Annotated in this window: 16 protein-coding genes; 5 read left to right on the plus strand and 11 right to left on the minus strand. The window is 48.5% G+C overall.

Translation table 11 applies throughout. The features are described 5' to 3' along the window. The first annotated feature begins 84 nt into the window (after window positions 1-84). Window positions 85-1,743 (plus strand): methyl-accepting chemotaxis protein, encoded by a 1,659-nt coding sequence (locus RFN81_RS07955; protein WP_264498557.1) that lies wholly within the window; start codon window positions 85-87, stop codon window positions 1,741-1,743. Window positions 1,744-1,857: 114 nt separating this feature from the next. Here RFN81_RS07955 and RFN81_RS07960 read toward each other — a convergent pair whose 3' ends face one another. Together RFN81_RS07960 and RFN81_RS07965 are read right to left on the minus strand one after the other, a co-directional pair. Continuing rightward, a complete protein-coding gene (locus RFN81_RS07960) occupies window positions 1,858-3,345 on the minus strand; it encodes a PepSY-associated TM helix domain-containing protein (RefSeq protein WP_264498558.1) in 1,488 nt (495 codons plus the stop codon). A gap of 95 nt (window positions 3,346-3,440) precedes the next feature. Continuing rightward, window positions 3,441-3,881, minus strand: a complete 441-nt coding sequence (locus RFN81_RS07965) for a DUF2946 domain-containing protein (protein WP_264498559.1) — start codon at window positions 3,879-3,881, stop codon at window positions 3,441-3,443. Between the two features lie 438 nt (window positions 3,882-4,319). On the opposite strand from RFN81_RS07965, the gene RFN81_RS07970 reads away from it, so the two are divergent. Both RFN81_RS07970 and mdoH read left to right on the plus strand, forming a co-directional pair. After that, on the plus strand, window positions 4,320-5,822 hold the full coding sequence (locus tag RFN81_RS07970) for a glucan biosynthesis protein G (protein WP_264498914.1): 1,503 nt from the start codon (window positions 4,320-4,322) through the stop codon (window positions 5,820-5,822). Further along, window positions 5,815-8,364: a glucans biosynthesis glucosyltransferase MdoH gene (mdoH, locus tag RFN81_RS07975; protein WP_264498560.1), complete on the plus strand. Its 2,550-nt coding sequence runs from the start codon at window positions 5,815-5,817 to the stop codon at window positions 8,362-8,364. Before RFN81_RS07970 ends, mdoH begins: the two co-directional genes overlap by 8 nt. Window positions 8,365-8,486: 122 nt before the next feature. Here the strand turns inward: mdoH and RFN81_RS07980 are convergent, their stop codons facing one another. Both RFN81_RS07980 and RFN81_RS07985 read right to left on the minus strand, forming a co-directional pair. After that, on the minus strand, window positions 8,487-9,407 hold the full coding sequence (locus RFN81_RS07980; RefSeq protein ID WP_264498561.1) for a Kdo(2)-lipid IV(A) acyltransferase: 921 nt from the start codon (window positions 9,405-9,407) through the stop codon (window positions 8,487-8,489). A 256-nt stretch (window positions 9,408-9,663) separates the two neighbouring features. Continuing rightward, the gene (locus tag RFN81_RS07985; RefSeq protein WP_264498562.1) at window positions 9,664-10,758 is read right to left on the minus strand and encodes an NADH:flavin oxidoreductase/NADH oxidase; all 1,095 of its coding nucleotides are present in this window, start codon (window positions 10,756-10,758) and stop codon (window positions 9,664-9,666) included. A 214-nt stretch (window positions 10,759-10,972) separates the two neighbouring features. Between RFN81_RS07985 and RFN81_RS07990 the strand changes: the two genes are divergently transcribed. After that, window positions 10,973-12,040, plus strand: a complete 1,068-nt coding sequence (locus RFN81_RS07990) for a rhodanese-related sulfurtransferase (RefSeq protein WP_264498563.1) — start codon at window positions 10,973-10,975, stop codon at window positions 12,038-12,040. Window positions 12,041-12,092: 52 nt separating this feature from the next. Here the strand turns inward: RFN81_RS07990 and RFN81_RS07995 are convergent, their stop codons facing one another. From RFN81_RS07995 to pyrC, 6 genes are all read right to left on the minus strand, one after another. After that, on the minus strand, window positions 12,093-12,671 hold the full coding sequence (locus RFN81_RS07995; protein ID WP_264498564.1) for a YceI family protein: 579 nt from the start codon (window positions 12,669-12,671) through the stop codon (window positions 12,093-12,095). 25 nt (window positions 12,672-12,696) lie between these two features. Continuing rightward, on the minus strand, window positions 12,697-13,251 hold the full coding sequence (locus tag RFN81_RS08000; RefSeq protein ID WP_264498565.1) for a cytochrome b: 555 nt from the start codon (window positions 13,249-13,251) through the stop codon (window positions 12,697-12,699). A gap of 454 nt (window positions 13,252-13,705) precedes the next feature. Then, the gene (bssS, locus tag RFN81_RS08005) at window positions 13,706-13,960 is read right to left on the minus strand and encodes a biofilm formation regulator BssS (RefSeq protein ID WP_264498566.1); all 255 of its coding nucleotides are present in this window, start codon (window positions 13,958-13,960) and stop codon (window positions 13,706-13,708) included. A 232-nt stretch (window positions 13,961-14,192) separates the two neighbouring features. Further along, window positions 14,193-14,450 (minus strand): hypothetical protein, encoded by a 258-nt coding sequence (locus RFN81_RS08010; protein WP_264498567.1) that lies wholly within the window; start codon window positions 14,448-14,450, stop codon window positions 14,193-14,195. Window positions 14,451-14,541: 91 nt separating this feature from the next. Beyond that, the gene (gene dinI, locus RFN81_RS08015) at window positions 14,542-14,781 is read right to left on the minus strand and encodes a DNA damage-inducible protein I (protein WP_264498568.1); all 240 of its coding nucleotides are present in this window, start codon (window positions 14,779-14,781) and stop codon (window positions 14,542-14,544) included. Between the two features lie 105 nt (window positions 14,782-14,886). Further along, window positions 14,887-15,930 (minus strand): dihydroorotase, encoded by a 1,044-nt coding sequence (gene pyrC, locus RFN81_RS08020; protein ID WP_264498569.1) that lies wholly within the window; start codon window positions 15,928-15,930, stop codon window positions 14,887-14,889. 181 nt (window positions 15,931-16,111) lie between these two features. Between pyrC and RFN81_RS08025 the strand changes: the two genes are divergently transcribed. Further along, complete coding sequence (locus RFN81_RS08025; RefSeq protein ID WP_264498570.1) at window positions 16,112-16,399, plus strand: putative quinol monooxygenase; 288 nt, start codon at window positions 16,112-16,114, stop codon at window positions 16,397-16,399. 55 nt (window positions 16,400-16,454) lie between these two features. On the opposite strand, the gene rne is transcribed toward RFN81_RS08025, so the two are convergent. Further along, the gene (rne, locus tag RFN81_RS08030) at window positions 16,455-19,769 is read right to left on the minus strand and encodes a ribonuclease E (RefSeq protein ID WP_264498571.1); all 3,315 of its coding nucleotides are present in this window, start codon (window positions 19,767-19,769) and stop codon (window positions 16,455-16,457) included. Window positions 19,770-19,984 lie beyond the last annotated feature (215 nt).

The raw sequence follows: 19,984 nt of genomic DNA on the forward strand, positions 1-19,984 counted from the left end.
TGACACGGGTATGCTTTTTGAAGGGATATTGCTTTTTATTACCTGTTTTTAAATTGATTGAGATGTTTAATTAAGGAGATGTTAATGGGTTTTTCCAACTGGCGTATAGGATATCGATTAGGTGCAGGGTTTTCTTTTTTAGTATTGATGCTGTTATTAATCGGTGGCGTTGCTATGTCGAAGTTAGGACACTTTCATGAAAGTATGGATGATATTGTCTTGCAAAATTATCCACTAACCGTAAAAAGCCATGATCTGATCAATGAACTCAATGGTTATCTCAATAATCAACAGTTGCTGCTGTTACTCAAATCCCAAAGCGAAATCAATAAACAATTGACGGTTAATGACGCGCATTCTAAAAATATATCTTCACTCATGGAGTATTTAAATCAGTCTGTAAGTGATGATAAATCGATCACTGTGCTACGGGATATTGGCAGTATCCGTAGTGATTTCCTGGACTCTGCGAAAAAACTTACTTCGTTTATTATTGCGGGAAATACTGAGGCAGCAGCCCAAGAATACTTTAATGTAACACGCGTGTTGCAGGGAAAATATACCAGTAAAGTCAATGAATTTATCGGCATACAGAATGAAAAAATGTCATCGTCAGCCCAGGAAGTGGGAAGGAGCTATCAAAATGCGCTGATGATTCTTGCCACCATTATTATCAGCAGTACGTTGGCTGGATTGGTTATTGCTGCGTTAATTACCAGGAGCGTCACTCGACCGCTACAGGACGCGCTAGCGCTAGCCGATAATGTTGCAAAAGGTGATTTGAGCTCGGAAATTTTTACCCACAGTAAAGACGAGACAGGTCAACTATTGTTAGCCCTGAATAATATGAACCATAGTTTAAGGCACATTGTCAGTCAGGTTCGTGATGGTGCTGAAACCATTTCTAGCGCCTCAGCGCAAATTGCCGCAGGCAATCAGGATCTCTCCGCCAGAACGGAAGAACAGGCCAGTTCATTGGAGGAAACCGCATCGTCAATGGAACAGTTGACGTCGACGATAAGAAACACTGCGGAGAATACGACACAAGCAACAGATCTTGCGGTTAACGCATCGGAAACGGTAAAGAAAAGCGGCGCCATGATGGATAGGGTAACGCAGGAAATGCGAGGTATTCGCGATTCATCACAGCGTATGGTGGAAATTATTGGCGTCATTGATGGTATTGCCTTTCAAACTAATATCCTGGCGCTAAATGCCGCCGTTGAAGCGGCACGTGCTGGCGAACAGGGCAGAGGATTTGCCGTAGTCGCCAGCGAGGTGCGGGCACTGGCCCAACGAAGTGCGACGGCGGCAAAAGAAATCAAAGTGTTAATCGATGAATCGTTCCGTAAAGTACAGGAGGGCATGGGGCTAGTGGAGGAAACCGGCGTCACGATGAATTCGCTGGTAGCCGATGTGCAAGGTGTAACGGGAATCATCAGTGAAATTGCACAGGCCAGTCGTGAACAAAGTGAAGGGATCCACCAAATTAACCAGGCCGTTGGGCAAATTGATACGACAACCCAGCAAAATGCCGCGTTAGTCGAAGAGTCTGCCGCTGCCGCTTTGGCTTTGCAGGATCAAGCTAAAAGCCTTGCGCATACGGTCGGCATATTCAATCTTGGGTCATCCTATAAGCGCGTTGCGTTAACGGAAAGCGCGGTTGCGCTTGCGGCACCTGAAAATATCAGAGCAGAAAAAAAACCAGCTAAAGCAGAATTGTCAGACTGGACGGCATATTAATCGTCGGCCATAAGAGTAAGTCTTGATTGCCGCCATGGACGTCATGGCGGTATTTAAGGCGTGGTGCTGGGCGCGCGCTAACCACGTCAAAGCGGCGCTGTACGCGAGGTAAGCCTACTTCTGCTGACCAATATACCACCGAGCAGTATCAATCAGCAGGAAGATGAGTAGGCTGATCCCCATCACGGGCAAACTCACCGCGAGCAGTAGCGTTATGCATGCAATAAGAATACGTTGTCCACGCGGAACCGATAAAAATGCCGACATCAAGGTATTAACGGGGTTTGTTGTGAGACGGCTTGACGGACGACGTATCCACCACATTCTATAGCCCCACACGATCATCGCACAGAGACCAACGCCGAATGCGGCAAGGATCAGTTGATTAGGCAAACCGAATAATATGCCCATATGCGCGTCGACACCCCAGCGAGTGAGTTTTGCGGCGAGTGGGAAGGTAGTGAAATCCGTTTTGTCGATAATTTTCAGTGTCTCTGGATCGACGGAGACGGCATCGACCTGTGTCGGCCAAGAGCGGTCAATCTCACTGACGGTCCAGGCGCGATGGGGTTGGTTGGCCGGACGGATCTCGATTTTGTCTGCATCAATGCCCGCATGACGCGCGCTGTTGAGCACATCATCAAATAACGACAGCGGATAGGTTTTGACATTTTCCATTGGCATTGACGCATGGTGTTCAGCGTGTTCATCTACCGCCATGTTATGTCCGCGCATTGCGTCATGGTGCGATATCAGGGTATTAACCGAAGGCGTTTGCCACCCCATTGCGGTACGTACGCTAGCGATATGATTTCCCGCCCACTGCGACCAGGTTAATCCGGTAGCGGAAAAAAAGAGTAAACCAAGTATCAGGCTGAGTCCCATCGTGGTATGCCAATGGCGCAACCGCTGTGTCTTCGCTACTGTCGATTGGCGATTTTTACCCTTTCTCCGTTTGGCGGCAGACGACATTTTGCGCGTTGACCACCAGATGACGATTCCTCCTAACGCTGCAACCCACAGCCAGGACGCGGCTAACTCACTGTAATTGCGCCCGATATCGCCTAACAGCAGTCCGCGATGCAGATAATCAAGCCAGGTACGAAATGGCAGTACGCCACTGGTGCCGTAAACCACTTCACTGCCTCGATTTTCCAGTGATACGGGATCGATGAAGACAGCCCGGCTTTCTGACGGCCCTAATCCCGGTAAGGCGAACATTACGCGGGTTGTTTCTCCCGATGTGGGGGCAGGGCGTATCGCAAGTAATTTTGCATCCTGATAATGCGTAAAGCCGGCTTGTGCCGCTCGAATTTGTTCTGACAGCGGGTGTGGCGTGCCTCGGCTATCGGTAAAAAGCTGGTGTGCGTACAGATGGTTTTCAATCTGCGGCGTCAACACATACAGTGTTCCCGTTAACGCGGCGATAAAAATGAATGGCCCAACAAAAAGACCAATATAGAAATGAATTCGGATGAATAGAGCAATGATCGCGGCACGCGGCGATACACCGTTTACTTTGGCGTGATTCGGTGGTGAGTCGTTATCTGGGCGAAAGCCGGAAGCCGCGCCAGTAGATGAAAGCTGATCTGGGTGTGTCATGTCACTCTCTGAAATTTTTTAATAAAAAAATCGGTCATCATGCCGGAAAGGGAATGATGCGACAGACTATCAATGTGCTAAGGCAGGGACGTCTTTCAGAAAGGTGGGGCGCGAACTACAGGAGACGTATAACGAGCCGGAGAAATAAGACGCGAAACGAAGCGTACAATTCGCGTTTCGGATAAAATCGAGGCCAACGGAGGATGGGATGAACCTGAAGCGAAGAGCGCAGGTGTATATGCAAAAAGGACACAGTAACCGCAAGCGGCATGATCGCTCGGCATAGACGATGACGAGTGAGAAGAGCCATGCCCTGCGTGATGGTCCTGTGTGGCTACCGCGTCGTTGTGATGGGAAGAGGCTGTTGCGCCTTCTTTATTGGACTTATATTCATGCAACTGATGCTCATAGGAAACCGGTTCGCGATCGTGAAGTATCCGAATTTGTGAAATCACCGGAGCAACGAAGATGGTCAGGATAGCGAAGATGCCGACCCAGGCTGGAAAACTTCGTCTTAACAACGTGGATAAAAGCATAGCAGTCTTAATTCAACGTACCAGGTTCGTTAAGGGTAGCTACTTTACTTGTCTCTGCTTTGTTACACAAATGTTTATACTGGCAGATGCGGAACGCGTGATGAACGGCCGTTAAAATTTATTAGTCAACTCATCAGTAGCTCGTCAAAAAATTCCGCTGCGTAAACGGAAAAATCCTACGCCTACGTTGGGCGATCTTCGTTATAGTCCGACATTATTTCCCATTTACCATGCAGATTATTGTGCTTTAGCGTTCTCGTTGTTTAAACGCTGACCTATTATGATTAACAATATCTTTATCAAGTTGTCGGGAAGCTAACTTATCCATTAATATGGATTTTAGTTGATTGAAGCACATGAACAGGGGGAGCTGTGCTGAATAATAAATTTGGGTTAAAACAGCGGGTTGCCAGCCTTCGCTGGCTGTCTGCCGCCGTTATGCTGCCGATATGTGCAGCACCCGCGTGGGCATTCTCTATTGAGGATGTGGCGCAACGGGCAGAAAAGCTGGCTGAAAAGGGGTTTGAAGCCCCGAAGAGCAATCTTCCTGCGCAATTCCGCGATATGAAGTTTGCGGACTATCAGCAAATTCGTTTCAAAAACGACAAATCATACTGGAATAATATACAGACGCCCTTCAAGCTCCAGTTTTATCATCAGGGGATGTATTTCGACACGCCGGTGAAAATCAATGAAGTCACCGCCACAACGGTTAACGAGATTAAATACTCGCCTGATTATTTTGATTTCGGTTCCGTCAATCACGATCCTGAAACCGTTAAAAATCTTGGCTTTGCCGGTTTTAAGGTGCTTTATCCGATCAATAAAGCCGATAAAAACGATGAAATCGTCAGCATGCTGGGCGCCAGTTATTTCCGTGTCGTGGGCAAAGGTCAGGTTTACGGTTTGTCAGCGCGTGGTTTGGCTATTGATACGGCGCTGCCTTCAGGCGAAGAGTTTCCGCGTTTCCGCGAGTTCTGGATTGAACGTCCCCAACCCAATGAGAAACAGTTAGTTATCTATGCTCTGCTGGATTCGCCGCGAGCAACGGGTGCCTATCGTTTTACCGTTTATCCTGGTCGGGACAGCCGCGTAGACGTGCATGCTAAGGTGTTCATGCGTGATAAAGTGGGTAAACTGGGGATCGCGCCGCTGACGAGTATGTATCTATTTGGCCCAAACCAGCCTTCGCCAACGATAAACTATCGGCCCGCACTGCACGACTCTAACGGTCTTTCTATTCATGCCGGCAATGGCGAATGGATCTGGCGTCCGCTGAATAATCCAAAGCATCTATCTGTCAGTACTTATGCGGTGGAAAACCCAAAAGGCTTTGGTCTTTTGCAGCGTGGTCGAGATTTTTCTGCCTATGAAGATCTTGATGATCGTTATGATTTACGGCCTAGTGGTTGGGTAGAACCTAAAGGCGAGTGGGGTAAAGGAAAAGTTGAGCTGGTTGAAATCCCTACAGCTGATGAAACCAACGACAATATCGTCGCCTTTTGGACACCTGACGTGTTGCCAGAGATTGGCAAACCACTGGATATCAAGTATCGCCTGCACTTCACTCGCGACGAAGATCAACTTCATTCTCCCAATATCGCCTATGTGAAACAGACTCGCCGTTCCACTGGTGATGTGAAGCAATCTAATTTGATCCGCCAACCTGATGGGACGATAGCATATATTATTGATTTTATAGGTAAAAACTTAAAAGAGCTGGATGAGCACACACCGGTCGCTTCACAAGCCAGTATTGGTGACAACGGTGAAATTGTAGAAAATAATGTCCGTTATAACCCTGTAACTCATGGCTGGCGTTTGACACTACGTATACGTGTGAAAGACGCAAAAAAACCGACTGAAATGAGAGCGGCATTGGTTAACGGCGATACAACCTTGACGGAAACCTGGAGCAATCAGCTACCTGCTAATGAATAAGTCAACTTCTTCTCTCGATTACATCGAGAAACTTCCTCTGTCTGCGGCGCAGGCAGAGGCGCTTCGCCAAAAACTCCCCCAAGCGGCCTGCAACGATCAGGCCGTTTTGCATCAGGCTTTGTCTGATGGCGATCGGCCCACCATGCAGACGGAAGACGACGTTACGTTGAATTCTGTGCGGGCGCGTCTTGAAATGGCCTGGCCCGAAGGGTTGAATGACGGCAAGCAACTGAGCACAGACAAAGAAGGACGGGCGGTATTAAAGGCGATGCCTGCCATCACTCGTACTGCGATGAGCCCGGATGTTTGGCGTACGAACCCCTTGGTGCGCTGGTGGGAAAGTTTACTTGGCCGTGCCAAACCGCCTCGGCATCATTACAGCCCAGAAGAGACGATCTCTGAAAATCGCTGGCGTCTGGTGGGGACGATTCGTCGCTATATCCTGTTGGTGTTGACCTTGCTCCAGACCGCGGTCGCGACCTGGTATATGAAAACCATCCTGCCATATCAAGGATGGGCACTCATCGATCCGTTTGAGATGGCGGACCAGCCGTGGACGCGGTCGCTCATGCAACTGCTCCCTTATGTACTGCAAAGCGGCATACTGGTGCTGTTTGCGGTGCTGTTTTGCTGGGTATCGGCCGGATTCTGGACGGCGCTGATGGGCTTCCTACAGTTGCTGATAGGGCGAGATAAATACAGCATTTCTTCCACTACGGTGGGCAATGAAGCGCTGGATCCGGCGCATCGAACCGCCCTGATCATGCCGATTTGTAATGAAGATGTGGAGCGGGTGTTCGCGGGGTTACGAGCGACGTATGAATCAGTTGCGGCGACGGGTAATCTTGATCATTTCGATATTTATGTCCTGAGCGATAGTAACGATCCCGATATTTGCGTGGCAGAGCAAAAAGCCTGGATGGAGATTTGTCGCGATGTTGGTGGCGCTGGGCGTATTTTCTACCGTCGTCGTCGTCGTCGCGTCAAACGTAAGAGCGGTAATATTGATGATTTTTGCCGCCGTTGGGGGAGCCAGTACAGTTATATGGTGATCCTGGATGCCGATAGCGTTATGAGTGGCGAATGTCTGACATCGCTGGTCAGGCTAATGGAAGCGAATCCTAATGCCGGCATCATTCAATCTTCACCAAAAGCATCGGGTATGGACACGTTGTACGCACGTTGCCAACAGTTCGCTACCCGCGTTTATGGTCCGTTATTTACCGCCGGTCTACACTTTTGGCAATTAGGTGAATCGCATTATTGGGGACATAACGCCATCATACGCGTCAAACCCTTCATGCAGCACTGTGCGCTGGCGCCATTGCCGGGCGAAGGCTCATTCGCCGGTGCAATCCTTTCTCACGACTTCGTCGAAGCGGCGTTGATGCGCCGGGCCGGTTGGGGGGTATGGATTGCCTACGATCTGCCAGGGAGTTATGAAGAATTGCCACCTAACCTGCTGGATGAGCTGAAGCGTGATCGTCGCTGGTGCCATGGTAATCTGATGAATTTCCGGTTGTTCCTGGTGAAGGGAATGCATCCAGTTCATCGAGCCGTTTTTCTGACGGGTGTAATGTCGTATTTATCAGCACCGCTATGGTTTATGTTCCTGATGCTTTCAACGGCGTTACAGGTGGTGCATACGCTCATGGAACCTCAGTATTTCTTACAGCCCCGGCAATTGTTTCCCGTTTGGCCGCAATGGCGGCCTGAGCTGGCGATTGCGCTTTTCTCGACGACATTAGTATTGCTGTTCTTACCAAAATTATTAAGCGTGATTCTGGTGTGGGCAAAAGGGGCGAAGGAATACGGCGGCGCTGTCCGGGTTTTCCTGTCACTGTTGTTGGAAATGCTATTCTCGGTTCTGTTGGCGCCGGTGCGAATGCTGTTCCATACGGTATTCGTTGTTAGCGCGTTTCTCGGCTGGTCGGTACAGTGGAATTCGCCACAGCGTGACGATGATGCTACACCCTGGAGTGAGGCGTTTGTGCGTCACGGTTCTCAGCTGCTTCTGGGGCTGGTTTGGGCTATTGGTATGGCCTGGCTGGATCTGCGCTTTCTATGGTGGCTGTCTCCCATTGTCTTCTCGTTGATTTTATCGCCGTTTGTTTCGGTTTATTCGAGCCGAGCATCATTGGGGTTAGGCTGTAAACGCGCAAAATTGTTGCTGATACCGGAAGAGTCCAATCCGCCGCGGGAATTGGTCGCGACAGATGAATATTGCCGATTGAACCAGCAGCGCAAATTGAATAACGGGTTTTTACAGGCCGTATTTGATCCGTCAATAAATGCGCTTGCCAGTGCCATGGCAACCGCACGACATCGAATCTGTCGGGCGAACGAGGAAGTACGGGAACAGAATGTGCATGATGCATTGAATCGCACACCAGAAACGGTGGGGCTGAGTCAACGTCTGGCGCTGCTTAGCGATCCTGTTACCCTTGCTCGCTTGCATTATCACGTGTGGCAAAAGCCGGATGTGTACGCGGCATGGGTTGAGGCATATCAGAAACTGCCCGCTCCGCAGATAAAAAGTTAACCGCAGGTTGGTATGTTGAGGTAAAAAGCAACGGCGATTTCCGTTGCTTTTTTGTATCTAATTCCCCTGCTAGGCCAGGGATCGTTTGATGCAAGGGTGCTCGCATGTAGCACCTGCAATGGTTAGTAAAGTGAGGGTTCGCCTTCGGGCCGGGTCTTGAAACGACGATGCAGCCACATATACTGATCGAGCGCGAGCAGGATATTTTCTTCTATCACATGATTCATCCAAATGGCGGTCGTCGTTTCATTATCTATGGGAGCATCTTGCCTCGCTGGCTGGATTATCAGCTCATAGCCTTTGCCATCAGGCCGTCGGCGTGGAACAAAAGGAATGATGGCGGGTTGCGCTGTCTTGATCAACATATAGCTGCCGCGCGTTGTCGCCGCATTATCAACGGCAAAGAATGGGGCAAATACGCTGCTTTGCGGGCCGTAATCATGATCGGGGGCGTACCAAATAATCTCGCCTTGCTTAAGTGCGCGGATCATACCTTTGAGATCTTTACGGTCCAGCATAGATTTATTCGAACGCAACCGCCCCCATGTTTGTAACCAATCGATCAGTTTATTATCGTTTGGGCGATACACGCCAATGCCCGGATTATGGATACCGAAGATGCGAGCACCTAATTCCAATGTCAAAAAATGCAGGCCGATGAGCAAGATACCTTGTCGTTTTTCCAAAATAGCGCGTATGTGTTCAAGGCCAGTCACGGTAAACCAGCGTTCAATACGCCAGTCCGGCCAAAACCAGGCCATGCCCGTTTCAATCACCCCCATGCCGACGGATTCAAAGTTTTTCTTTATCAATACGTCCCGTTCTGCCTGTGGCATGTCAGGAAAGCATAGCTCAAGATTGCGGGCCGCAACGCTAACGCGATTTGGCAATAGACGCATAGCTAAGTAGCCAAGAAGAGTGCCGATGCGATAAAGCACGGGATAGGGGAGCAAAACGACAAGATAAAGGACACCAATTCCCAGCCAGGTGAACCAATAGCGCGGATGTAACAATGATCGATTAAAAGAAGGGATTTTTGTCATAGCCTCAGTGTCAATATGTTAGTGCCGGTCAGCATCCAACCGTTAGAAAAACGGGCGAGAGATTTACTGTTAGATAGATTATTACGGCGCTTTGCCAATAATACAAATTACGGCTGTGTTATTGGTTGATATTCAAGCAAAAAAACGATCACGATTTTATCATCCCCAGCGTATGAGGTTTAACATTTGGTGGCAGGTAACTCGGTGGAGCAGGAGGGCGGCGACCTGAGAAGATCGCCGGAAAGTAACAGCGTTGTTATTGTTTAAAAATACCTCGGGCATAGCGTGGCTCACTACGCCAATATTGCGCAGGGGCGGAGACCTGTGCGCCTAACCTTACTGCTGCATGCCATGGCCAGCGCGGGTCGAAAAGAATGGCGCGAGCTAATCCGACAGCGTCGGCTTCGCCGGTAGCAACGATGGCTTCTGCCTGTTCAGGTTCGGTTATCAATCCAACGGCGATAGTGGTGATACCAACCTCTTGTTTAATCCTTTGCGCATACGGCACCTGATAATTCGGCGCCGGATGAATCTGTTGTAATGGGGAGAGCCCACCGCTGGAAACATGGATAAAATCGCAACCCAAATCGTGTAGCGCTTTGCTAAGTTGCACGGATTGTTCGAGATCCCATCCGCCATCAACCCCATCGGTAGCAGATATGCGGATACCGACAGCTTTGTTGGCAGGGAAAACATCACGTACCGCGCGATAAATTTCCAGCACCAAACGCATGCGGTTTTGTAACGTTCCACCATAGTTGTCCGTACGCTGATTGGTTAACGGTGACAGGAATTGATGCAGTAGATAGCCATGAGCGGCGTGAATTTCGATGAGATCAAAACCCACGCGGTCAGCACGTTTCGCCGAATCAACAAAGGATTCAATTAATGTGTGAATATGTTGCTCCGACATCTCTACTGGCGGCACATCGCTGGCATTATAAGGAAGTGGGGATGGCGCGATAGTCTGCCATCCACCTTGTTCCGGGCGTAGAAAGGCTCGTCCGCTCCACGGAACATCCGTTGATGCTTTACGTCCTGCGTGTGCCAACTGTATGCCGAGTGGCATAGTCGAGTAGGTTTTGACCGCGTGTATGGTCGCGGTAAGTGCCTGTTCAGTTGCGTCGTCCCATAATCCGAGATCGCACGGAGAAATTCGGCCTTCAGGAGAAACGGCGGTAGCCTCAATGATGAGCAGCCCTGCACCGGAATGTGACAAATTACCCAAATGCATTGTATGCCAGGCCGTCGCTTTCCCGTTCTCTGCTGAATACTGACACATGGGGGCAATAATGATCCGGTTAGGTAATTCGAGTTTACCTAGTGATAGGGGAGTAAAAAGTTGACTCATAGTGACATATCCTTCGAGAGTGAAACTACATAGAACCAAAATGAATCCCAGAGGTTATTGTTTTACAGTAGATCGCTATTTACCAACACGCTATTCATTTTTATACCCTGACAGTGTCTATACCGTCAGGTATGATGCCGGGTGATTCACTGTGTGGTCAGGTTTTACTGATAATGATCACACGCAACCCTCAATGAAGACAGGAACGTACACCATGCCAGTGTTACATAACCGAGTGTCCAATGAGGAACTGAAGGCGCGTATGCTTGCGGAAACCGAGCCGCGCACCACAGTTTCTTTCTATAAATATTTTACCATAGATGATCCGAATGAATTCCGCGATCGCCTATATATCCTGTTTGATCAATGTAAGGTCTTCGGTCGTGTATATATTGCGACAGAGGGGATTAATGCCCAGATTAGCGTGCCCAATAATCTATTTGATGCCTTTAAGACGGCGTTATTCAATGCGCACCCGGCACTCAACCGTATTCGCTTAAATATTGCGCTGGAAGATGACGGAAAATCGTTTTGGGTGCTGCGAATGAAAGTCCGCCATCGGATTGTTGCTGACGGAATTGACGATCCTACGTTTAATCCGGCAAATGTTGGCCACTATCTAAAAGCTGAGCAAGTGAATGCGATGGCTGACGATCCTGATAGCGTGTTTGTTGATATGCGCAATCATTATGAGTATGAAGTCGGGCATTTCGAGAATGCATTGGCAGTGCCGTCGGATACGTTTCGTGAGCAATTGCCAATGGCGGTGGATATGCTTGATAGCGTGCGTGATAAAAATATTATTATGTACTGCACGGGGGGAATTCGTTGTGAAAAAGCCAGTGCCTACTTGAAGCACCACGGTTTTAATCATGTGTATCACGTCGAGGGTGGAATCATTGAGTACGCGCGTCAGGCAAAAGCAAAAGGGTTGCCGCTGAAGTTTATCGGTAAGAATTTCGTGTTTGATGAACGTATGGGGGAGCGCATCTCTGATGATGTGATTGCGCATTGCCATCAGTGCGGTACGCCGTGTGATAGCCATACCAACTGTCGTAATGAAGGGTGCCACCTTTTGTTCATTCAATGCCCTGCCTGTGCTGAGAAATATGATGGCTGTTGTAGTGCGGCGTGTCAGGATGAAATGAAACTTCCGGTGGAAGAACAACGGGCGAGACGGAGTGGTCGCGAAAATGGAATGAAAATATTCAATAAATCCAAAGGATTATTACAATCCACGTTACATATTCCACCACCCGAAGCGGAAGGCCAGGGCAAATAAATCCCCACCCATTGCGTAGAATCGGGCGGGGGCTGTCGAAGCGTGAACGGCTTTACTTCTGACGAATCCCTTCGACAGCAATAATTAACTCTACTTCCTGAGAGGCCGGACCTAAATCGGTGGTAATGCCGAAGTCTTTTAACTTGATAGTTCCGTCAGCCTGAAAACCTGCGCGATAGTTTCCCCACGGATCATCGCCCTGACCAATAAGTGTGGCATCAAGTTTAACGGGTTTAGTGACGCCATTCAGGGTGAGATTACCGGTGATATCGTACCCCTCACCGTCTTTCTTTACTTCAGTTGAGGTAAACGTTGCCTGCGGATGCTTGCTAACGTTTAAAAAGTCCGCGCTACGTAGATGTTTATCGCGTTCAGCGTGGTTAGTGTCAACACTATCGGTATTAATCGTGACACTCACCTTGTCAGCTGACGGATTCTTCTCGTCAAAGGTAAATGAACCATCAAAATCGTTAAAGCTACCATAAAGCCAACTGTAACCAAGATGTTTAATGCGGAATTCGATGAATGCATGCTGGCCTTCTTTATCAAATTTATACTCCGCCGCCAGCGCAGAGCTCGCAGAAGCCAGCATTGATAGTGCTGTCAGGCCCAGTAATGTTTTCTTTAGCATTGTTTTTTCTCCATAAATACAAAAATTAAGAAACGTTGTGACCGAATATACGTTTCAACGTGTTATCACCATCGATAAAGTGGTGTTTTAATGCAGCTAAACCGTGCAGTACAGAAAGGGCAACCACCGCCCATGCAAGGTAAAGGTGTATGTCGCCTGCGATATCAGCTTGATCTTTTAAGCCGCTGACAATGGCCGGGATGGAAAACCAGCCGAAAACGGAGATGGAATGCCCCTCGGCGGTGGAAATGAGAAACCCACTAATGAGGATGGCAAATAGCAGGACATAAAGGGATATATGCGCGAGCGTCGCGCTAATTCTGGTCAGTGTAGAATAGCTTTTTAACGGAGGTGGCGGAGGGGATATCACTCGCCACAGCACACGAAATAATAAGATGGCAAACAACAAGATGCCAATGGCTTTATGGATCTCCGGAGCTTGGTGATACCAAACATGGTAGTACCCTAATGTGACCATCCATAATCCCAAAGCGAACATGCCATAAACGATTATCGCGGAAACCCAATGCAGAAAAACGCTGATATGGCCATAACGGGAAGCGGTATTGCGCCAAGCCATGAGATAACTCCTTATCAGATCGTAATGTGATCAATCTGGCAAAAACTTAACATGAAGAAACATAAAAGCAATATAAAATTTCATATTGAAACATCTTTACAAAGATCGGCAATTTTTTTGAATTTAAACCTATTTATTATTCAATTTTGTTATGTAAAACTTTTAATTAAAATAGGTATTTATGGAGAGATTTCCGGAAAGAAAGCGAATAAATACATTGTGGAAATTGGCAAAGCGACATACGAAAGGGCGGTGAGGTGGTCAGGTTCTTAGAGGGTTGTTGTAACCCCTAAAAGGGCAATAAATCGTTCTTTTTGGTGTGGTGGAAAAATTGCTCTGGAGATAAACCAGCAGCGCTGCCAATAAAGGCAGCGCTGCTGGTTAGCTTTATACCGTAAAGACAGTTAACACAATTAATGGGTATTAAATGTAATAGTAATAACGTTATCAATTACTAATGCTTACGGTAATCACTGACGTCACAATCCTTCGATTCGATCTTGGCAATACCGGCTTCGAGTATGTGTATCAGTTGTCTGGCAACATCGGTCGTTAGCCAAAGCGTTCGGTCTACATCCGCCTCATCGGGTGCCTGGTCAGCGGTAGATAAGTAGTGCAAACGGATCATCATGGCATCATAACTATCAACGGTGCTGATGTCCCAACCTACAAGAGGATGTGTCTGAATAACTTCATCTTTTCTATCCATAAATACCCCTTATTGACTAGTTACTAACATGAGTGACTAACGAGGCTTCAGGTAGTACATTATTTTTCAACAACCGCTTTCAGTATACCGCCGCTTATTTAATTTATGGGAAATATTTTCAAATTTTCACTAAAAATATTAGCGTCTATCGTGAAAATATAAATAATGATCCAGATACCCAGTGAAGGGGAGAGATCGCTCTCGCTGAAAGACGCGATGCAGAAGATAACCGTTATTCCATATGGGTGCCCGTTTTTTCCTCTAATGCGGCAGCAAGTCGAGCAAGATACTTCTTCATTACGGGATCCCTGTTCTCATTCTGAGACTCTACTGTCAGATTATGAATCATCAACTTATTGGCTTTTTCATCAAGGCAAAAGGCTAAAGATGAAAAGGCAAGTTCCAGAGCATCGATTTTCCGCTGTTGCTCGCCAATCAACGCCAACAGTTCCCCAAATGTCATAGCCTCTTCGGGTTTTTCTACCGTCATAACAGATCTCCTCGGTTATTACTACCTATGGCGAATTACTGCTTGCAACTATCATTACAGCCTATATCTTCGCTATGTTTCAAGACTTAGATTATTCGGCGGAAAACCAATCGTCGGCACTTTCCCACGTTTCTTGTAATATTGCGGAAATGCATTCTTTGTCATCTTTGCCAGCGCCCATGACCGTCAAGCTATTTGCTGAGGCATAACGGACCTGGATTGATGAAGTCGGATAAATGTTGTGAATACGTCTTTCCAGTTCATGCCTGAGGGCTTCAATGGCCCCTTCGGGTAAAGGTGTTGATTTTGCAAGAGTGATTTCTACGCGCATATTGCCCCCCAAATATTAACTGTTTATTTATACAGTCAATGTGAATGGAGAACAAGATGCGCAATAAAATTTAGCCCCTCAGGCATCATACCGTAGGCTTATCCATTAGCGAACTGACCAGTTGAGACGTTGTCCTGCGAGGAAGGGAATAAGTGTTTCCTCTCCTAGCGGAATTTCTTCCGGAAATGTGCTGGGCTCACGGTGGATTTCAATCCAACTGTCATTCACGGGCAGACCATAAAATTGCGGGCCGTTCAGGGAACTGAAGGCTTCAAATTTATCAAGGGCGCCGATCTCTTCAAAAACAGTGACGTATGCGCTTAGGGCAGCCTGCGCGTTAAACACGCCGGCACAGCCGCAGCTGGATTCCTTTTTGTGCTTTGTGTGAGGTGCGGAGTCAGTCCCGAGGAAAAGGCGTTGACAGCCGCTAGCTACAGCTTGACGTAATGCCTGCTGATGTGTATTGCGCTTTAGTATAGGTAGGCAGTATAGGTGAGGGCGAATGCCACCGACCAACATATGGTTGCGATTAAACATCAGGTGCTGTGGCGTAATGGTCGCGGCAAGATAATCATTACCCTCAACCACATATTGCGCAGCCTCTTTTGTCGTAATGTGTTCAAGAACAACCTTTAGCTCAGGGAATTGACGACGCAGTGGCTCCAGAATGGTATCAATGAAGCGAGCCTCCCGGTCAAAAATATCGATGGCGGGGTCAGTTACCTCGCCGTGAATGAGTAACGGCATCCCTACCTGTTGCATTTTTTCCAGGATACCAGCGATATTGGCGGTATTGGTAACACCATGGCTGGAGTTGGTTGTCGCGTTTGCTGGATAGAGTTTAGCGGCGCTAAAAACGCCCTGCTCGAAACCGCTTACGACTTCATTCGCCGCCAGTTCGTCGGTTAAATAGCAGGTCATCAAGGGATGAAAATCATCCCCCTTAGGAATAGCGTCCAAAATACGCTGACGATAGGCGACGGCGCTAGCTATGCTGGTAATCGGCGGCGTTAGGTTAGGCATAACGATAGCGCGGCCAAAGAAACGACTGGTATAGGGAAGAACAGTTTCCATCATTCGATCGTCACGCAGATGAAGATGCCAATCGTCAGGGCGACGGATTTTAAGAACTGTGGGCTGTGCAATCATGGAATTGAACTCCGGCGGTCAGTAGGAAACGATGTCTTCCCGTTAGATTGGGACTGATACGGCGGGGGATAAGAATAAGCGTAAAGTTATTTGATTGCATCCGTTAGTTGATGAAAGCTTGAATTTAACTGCGGATTGACTTTTGATAGAGTTATCTTTCATTGATCAATAAGGGATATATATGGAAATTCGTATTGTTGCCACTATTCAGGCAAAAGCTGAGTTTATTAATGAAGTGAGCGCTACGTTAAAACAGGTGGTGTCGCCCAGTCGTCAAGAAGCTGGCAATCTACAGTATGATTTGCATGAAGTTGCGGATAAACCGGGGGCGTTTGTATTTTTTGAACGCTGGAAGGATCGCGCGGCCCTTGCGGAACATGAGCAAAGTGCGCACTTTAAAAATTTTGTGAAAGAACTTGATGGAAAAACGGATGGTATGGATATCAAAATTTTGAATAAGTTAGATTAAAAGTCTAAATAACAAACACCCGCCGATTGGCGGGTGTTTGTTTATAAGCATAGCATTAATCGTTGATAGGCTCAGGCTTGGTTGCAGGAGCGGTCGCATGAGTCACCGCCGCATGTGCTCCCGCAGCACCTTTTCCTGAGAAGGCGTAGGGGGAGCGCACCCAATCACTGTGCCGGGTTGGCTCGGCGCGGTATATCGGCGCTGGCGCTTTCGTCATGGGAGCCGTGGCATGGAGCTTACAACGGGGCTCCTCGCTCGCGGTTACGACTTTTGTTGCCTGCGGTGCCGCTTTTTCCACTGCTGATTGTTCGCAGTTAACCATTACAACAGGCTCGCCCTGATTGGTTTGTGACGGGCTGATTTCCTCCGACGGGGTCGCAAGGGTAGAAAACGGTGCAATAACCGCTTTCTCTGAAGCAACGGCATCCTTGGAAGCTTCAATGATGCTGCGCTCGCCAGGTGCGTCTTCAGTGACAGCTTCCGTTGCAACAGGCTCATTCTCCGCGCTATCAGTCATCAGCGGTTCAGGAGTTACCGTTGCAGCAACATCAGTGTTGACATCCGCCTCGGCACTGACAGCAACTGTAGAGGTCGCATCGTCGGTGGCGGTGCTCTCAATAGCAACATCTTCAGCTTCAGCCATATTTGCGTTAGCTACGCTCACTTCGGCACTTGCCACATTGCTATTCTGAATAGCATCGGTAGGTTGCATCAGTGAGGTAACTTCGCTCTTATCCTGAATCTCGCTTTCCGCTATTCCATTTTGTTTGCCCGTATCAGATATCGTAGTACCTACTTGAGCTACAGCCGCATTTTCAACAACGGCTGGTAACAACGCGGTTTCCGTCGCGGCGGTACTATCTTCTCCCCGTTGGCCTTCGGACAGCTGGGGTTGGGCAACCGGATAGCTAACCCATACTTTTCCTGACGCCATCTCGGGCGATGCCGCGGCAAATTCTAACTGCATTGCTGATTGGGACGGATACCGCTCATCGCGATAGCGACGACGGCGCTGGCCGCTAACGCGCAGATGGCGGGGAGAGCGGCGCGAGCGGCGCGGCATTCCTCCATTTTCACCGTTGACGCGATTCGTGTCGTTGAGTTCGTTATCCGTCTCGTTATCGTTAACATCAAGAACGGGCTCGCTCGGCTTAATAGTCGGTTGAGTCGGCTCGGCTATTTCAGCGATGGAAGAAACCGCTTCAGGGAGAGCGACCTGCTGATCATCAGATTGAACGCGTACTTTCTGCGTCAGTTGGCGACGCTGGCGGCGTGGCATCACCTGAGTCGGTTTATCCTGCTCGGTGATTGCCTCATCGGAATCATCCAATACAGGTTGTTGTGCTTTGGCTTCCGCTTGAGGCATTTGACGGCGACGTTGACGCTCAGGCCGAGGTTCGCGATGCGGCAATTCTTCGCTAGGTTTCCCTACGCTTTCCACAACAACATCTTCACTCTGCCGCCTGCTACGGCGCTGCTCGTCACGCGATTCACGGTTATCTCGCGAGCCACGATCGCGACGATTATTCCCTTGTCTGCGCGGATTTCGTCGCTCGGAACGTTGAACCTCTCCGGTGCCTTCCTCTGCTGGTGTTTTCTCGTGGGTAATCTCTGTGGTTTTTACTTCGGCATCAGGAGCGAAGACGCCTTTCAGCGCGCGGAACAAGCGGCTAATAAAGGTGGGTTGAGCATTTTCTTTGGTCTTGGCTTGCACTGTAGCCGGGGTCGCTTCGGCAACCGCAGGTGCGGCTTCTGTCGGCATTTCAGCCATGTTGAATGTCGCTAACGCGGGTTGTTCGGGTGGTTTCCGCTCAATCGTTTGTTCGTCTTGCAATTGTTGCGCTTCAGCTTCTATACGCTGAGGTAGCAAATAGCTGAGCGTCGGGCTCTCTTCGCCTTTACGAACGCGAACAACGGTGTAATGCGGCGTTTGCATACCATCATGAGGCACAATGATGGCGCGAACATCGCCCTGACGTTTCTCAATGGCGTTTACAGCATCACGCTTCTCGTTGAGCAGATAAGACGCAATCTGGACAGGAACAATAGCGTGAACTTCTTTAGTATTTTCTTTTAATGCCTCTTCTTCAATCAGGCGCAGAATAGACAGTGACAACGATTCATTGTCGCGCACTGTACCCGTACCGCTGCAGCGTGGGCAAACATGGTGGCTAGATTCCCCCAAGGAGGGGCTTAGGCGCTGACGCGACATTTCTAGCAGGCCGAAACGAGAAATGCGGCCAATCTGAATACGGGCACGATCCTGGCGCACTGAATCACGTAAGCGATTTTCAACCTCACGTTGGTGGCGAATCGGGGTCATATCAATAAAATCGATAACAATGAGGCCGCCAAGATCACGCAGGCGCAACTGGCGGGCAATCTCATCTGCGGCTTCAAGATTGGTATTGAACGCCGTTTCTTCAATATCACCGCCGCGCGTTGCGCGGGCGGAGTTGATGTCAATGGCCGTCAGCGCTTCAGTAGTATCGATAACGATTGAGCCGCCAGACGGTAGACGAACTTCACGCTGGAAAGCTGACTCGATCTGCGATTCAATCTGATAATGACTAAAAAGCGGGATTTCACCACTGTACAATTTGATTTTGCTACTAAAATCAGGACGTCCCAGTGCAGAAATATGCTCTTTGGCTAAATCGAGGATTTTGGGATTATCAATTAAAATTTCCCCAATATCCGGGCGTAAATAATCTCGAAAAGCACGGACAATCACGTTGCTTTCCTGATGAATCAAGAACGGCGCGGGTCGGCCTTCTGCCGCTTTTTTGATCGCATCCCAGTGTTTCAGGCGGAAAGCCAAATCCCATTGTAATGCTTCAGCGGATTTACCCACGCCAGCAGTACGAACAATAAGCCCCATTCCATCAGGTAATTGTAACGAACCTAACGCTTCTTTTAGCTCGGTACGATCGTCACCTTCAATTCGACGTGAGATACCACCAGCGCGGGGATTGTTCGGCATTAAAACCAAATAGCTGCCTGCCAGACTGATAAAAGTGGTCAGCGCCGCGCCTTTATTACCGCGCTCTTCTTTATCTACCTGAACGATAACTTCCTGGCCTTCACGCAACACATCTTTAATGTTAGGACGCCCATGAGACGTGTAGTTGCTGGGGAAATATTCGCGGGCAATTTCTTTAAGCGGGAGGAAACCGTGCCTTTCTGCGCCGTAATCAACGAAAGCCGCTTCAAGGCTGGGTTCGATACGGGTGATTTTACCTTTGTAGATATTTGCTTTCTTCTGTTCATGACCTGGACTTTCGATATCCAAATCATACAGTCGTTGACCATCAACCAAAGCAACACGCAACTCCTCTTGCTGAGTTGCGTTAATTAACATTCTTTTCATCTTCAACTTACTCGTTATTTTTACTTACATTATTGATAGAGCTACGGACACAAGAACCGCATGACCGGAATGAACCGATGGCCTCGTGGCTTATCGCAGGGACGTCAACCTCACGGCTGTCGCCTGCATAGAGGCGCATGTTTCGGTAGCCTGTATTTCTGATGGAATACAGTGCATTTACTGAGGGAATAGTTTCTGAATAATGCTGCCAGATC

The sequence above is a fragment of the Pectobacterium cacticida genome (genome assembly GCF_036885195.1).
Classification (GTDB): Bacteria; Pseudomonadota; Gammaproteobacteria; order Enterobacterales; family Enterobacteriaceae; genus Pectobacterium; species Pectobacterium cacticida.

Bases quoted from the DNA above. Each gene is read 5' to 3' on its own strand.
- RFN81_RS07990 (WP_264498563.1), top strand. From the start codon at position 10,973: ATGCCAGTGTTACATAACCGAGTGTCCAATGAGGAACTGAAGGCGCGT.
- RFN81_RS08025 (WP_264498570.1), top strand. From the start codon at position 16,112: ATGGAAATTCGTATTGTTGCCACTATTCAGGCAAAAGCTGAGTTTATT.
- RFN81_RS07970 (WP_264498914.1), top strand. From the start codon at position 4,320: ATGCTGCCGATATGTGCAGCACCCGCGTGGGCATTCTCTATTGAGGAT.
- RFN81_RS07965 (WP_264498559.1), bottom strand. From the start codon at position 3,881: ATGCTTTTATCCACGTTGTTAAGACGAAGTTTTCCAGCCTGGGTCGGC.
- RFN81_RS08000 (WP_264498565.1), bottom strand. From the start codon at position 13,251: ATGGCTTGGCGCAATACCGCTTCCCGTTATGGCCATATCAGCGTTTTT.
- RFN81_RS08010 (WP_264498567.1), bottom strand. From the start codon at position 14,450: ATGACGGTAGAAAAACCCGAAGAGGCTATGACATTTGGGGAACTGTTG.
- pyrC (WP_264498569.1), bottom strand. From the start codon at position 15,930: ATGATTGCACAGCCCACAGTTCTTAAAATCCGTCGCCCTGACGATTGG.
- rne (WP_264498571.1), bottom strand. From the start codon at position 19,769: ATGAAAAGAATGTTAATTAACGCAACTCAGCAAGAGGAGTTGCGTGTT.
- mdoH (WP_264498560.1), top strand. From the start codon at position 5,815: ATGAATAAGTCAACTTCTTCTCTCGATTACATCGAGAAACTTCCTCTG.
- RFN81_RS07960 (WP_264498558.1), bottom strand. From the start codon at position 3,345: ATGACACACCCAGATCAGCTTTCATCTACTGGCGCGGCTTCCGGCTTT.
- bssS (WP_264498566.1), bottom strand. From the start codon at position 13,960: ATGGATAGAAAAGATGAAGTTATTCAGACACATCCTCTTGTAGGTTGG.
- dinI (WP_264498568.1), bottom strand. From the start codon at position 14,781: ATGCGCGTAGAAATCACTCTTGCAAAATCAACACCTTTACCCGAAGGG.
- RFN81_RS07985 (WP_264498562.1), bottom strand. From the start codon at position 10,758: ATGAGTCAACTTTTTACTCCCCTATCACTAGGTAAACTCGAATTACCT.
- RFN81_RS07980 (WP_264498561.1), bottom strand. From the start codon at position 9,407: ATGACAAAAATCCCTTCTTTTAATCGATCATTGTTACATCCGCGCTAT.
- RFN81_RS07955 (WP_264498557.1), top strand. From the start codon at position 85: ATGGGTTTTTCCAACTGGCGTATAGGATATCGATTAGGTGCAGGGTTT.
- RFN81_RS07995 (WP_264498564.1), bottom strand. From the start codon at position 12,671: ATGCTAAAGAAAACATTACTGGGCCTGACAGCACTATCAATGCTGGCT.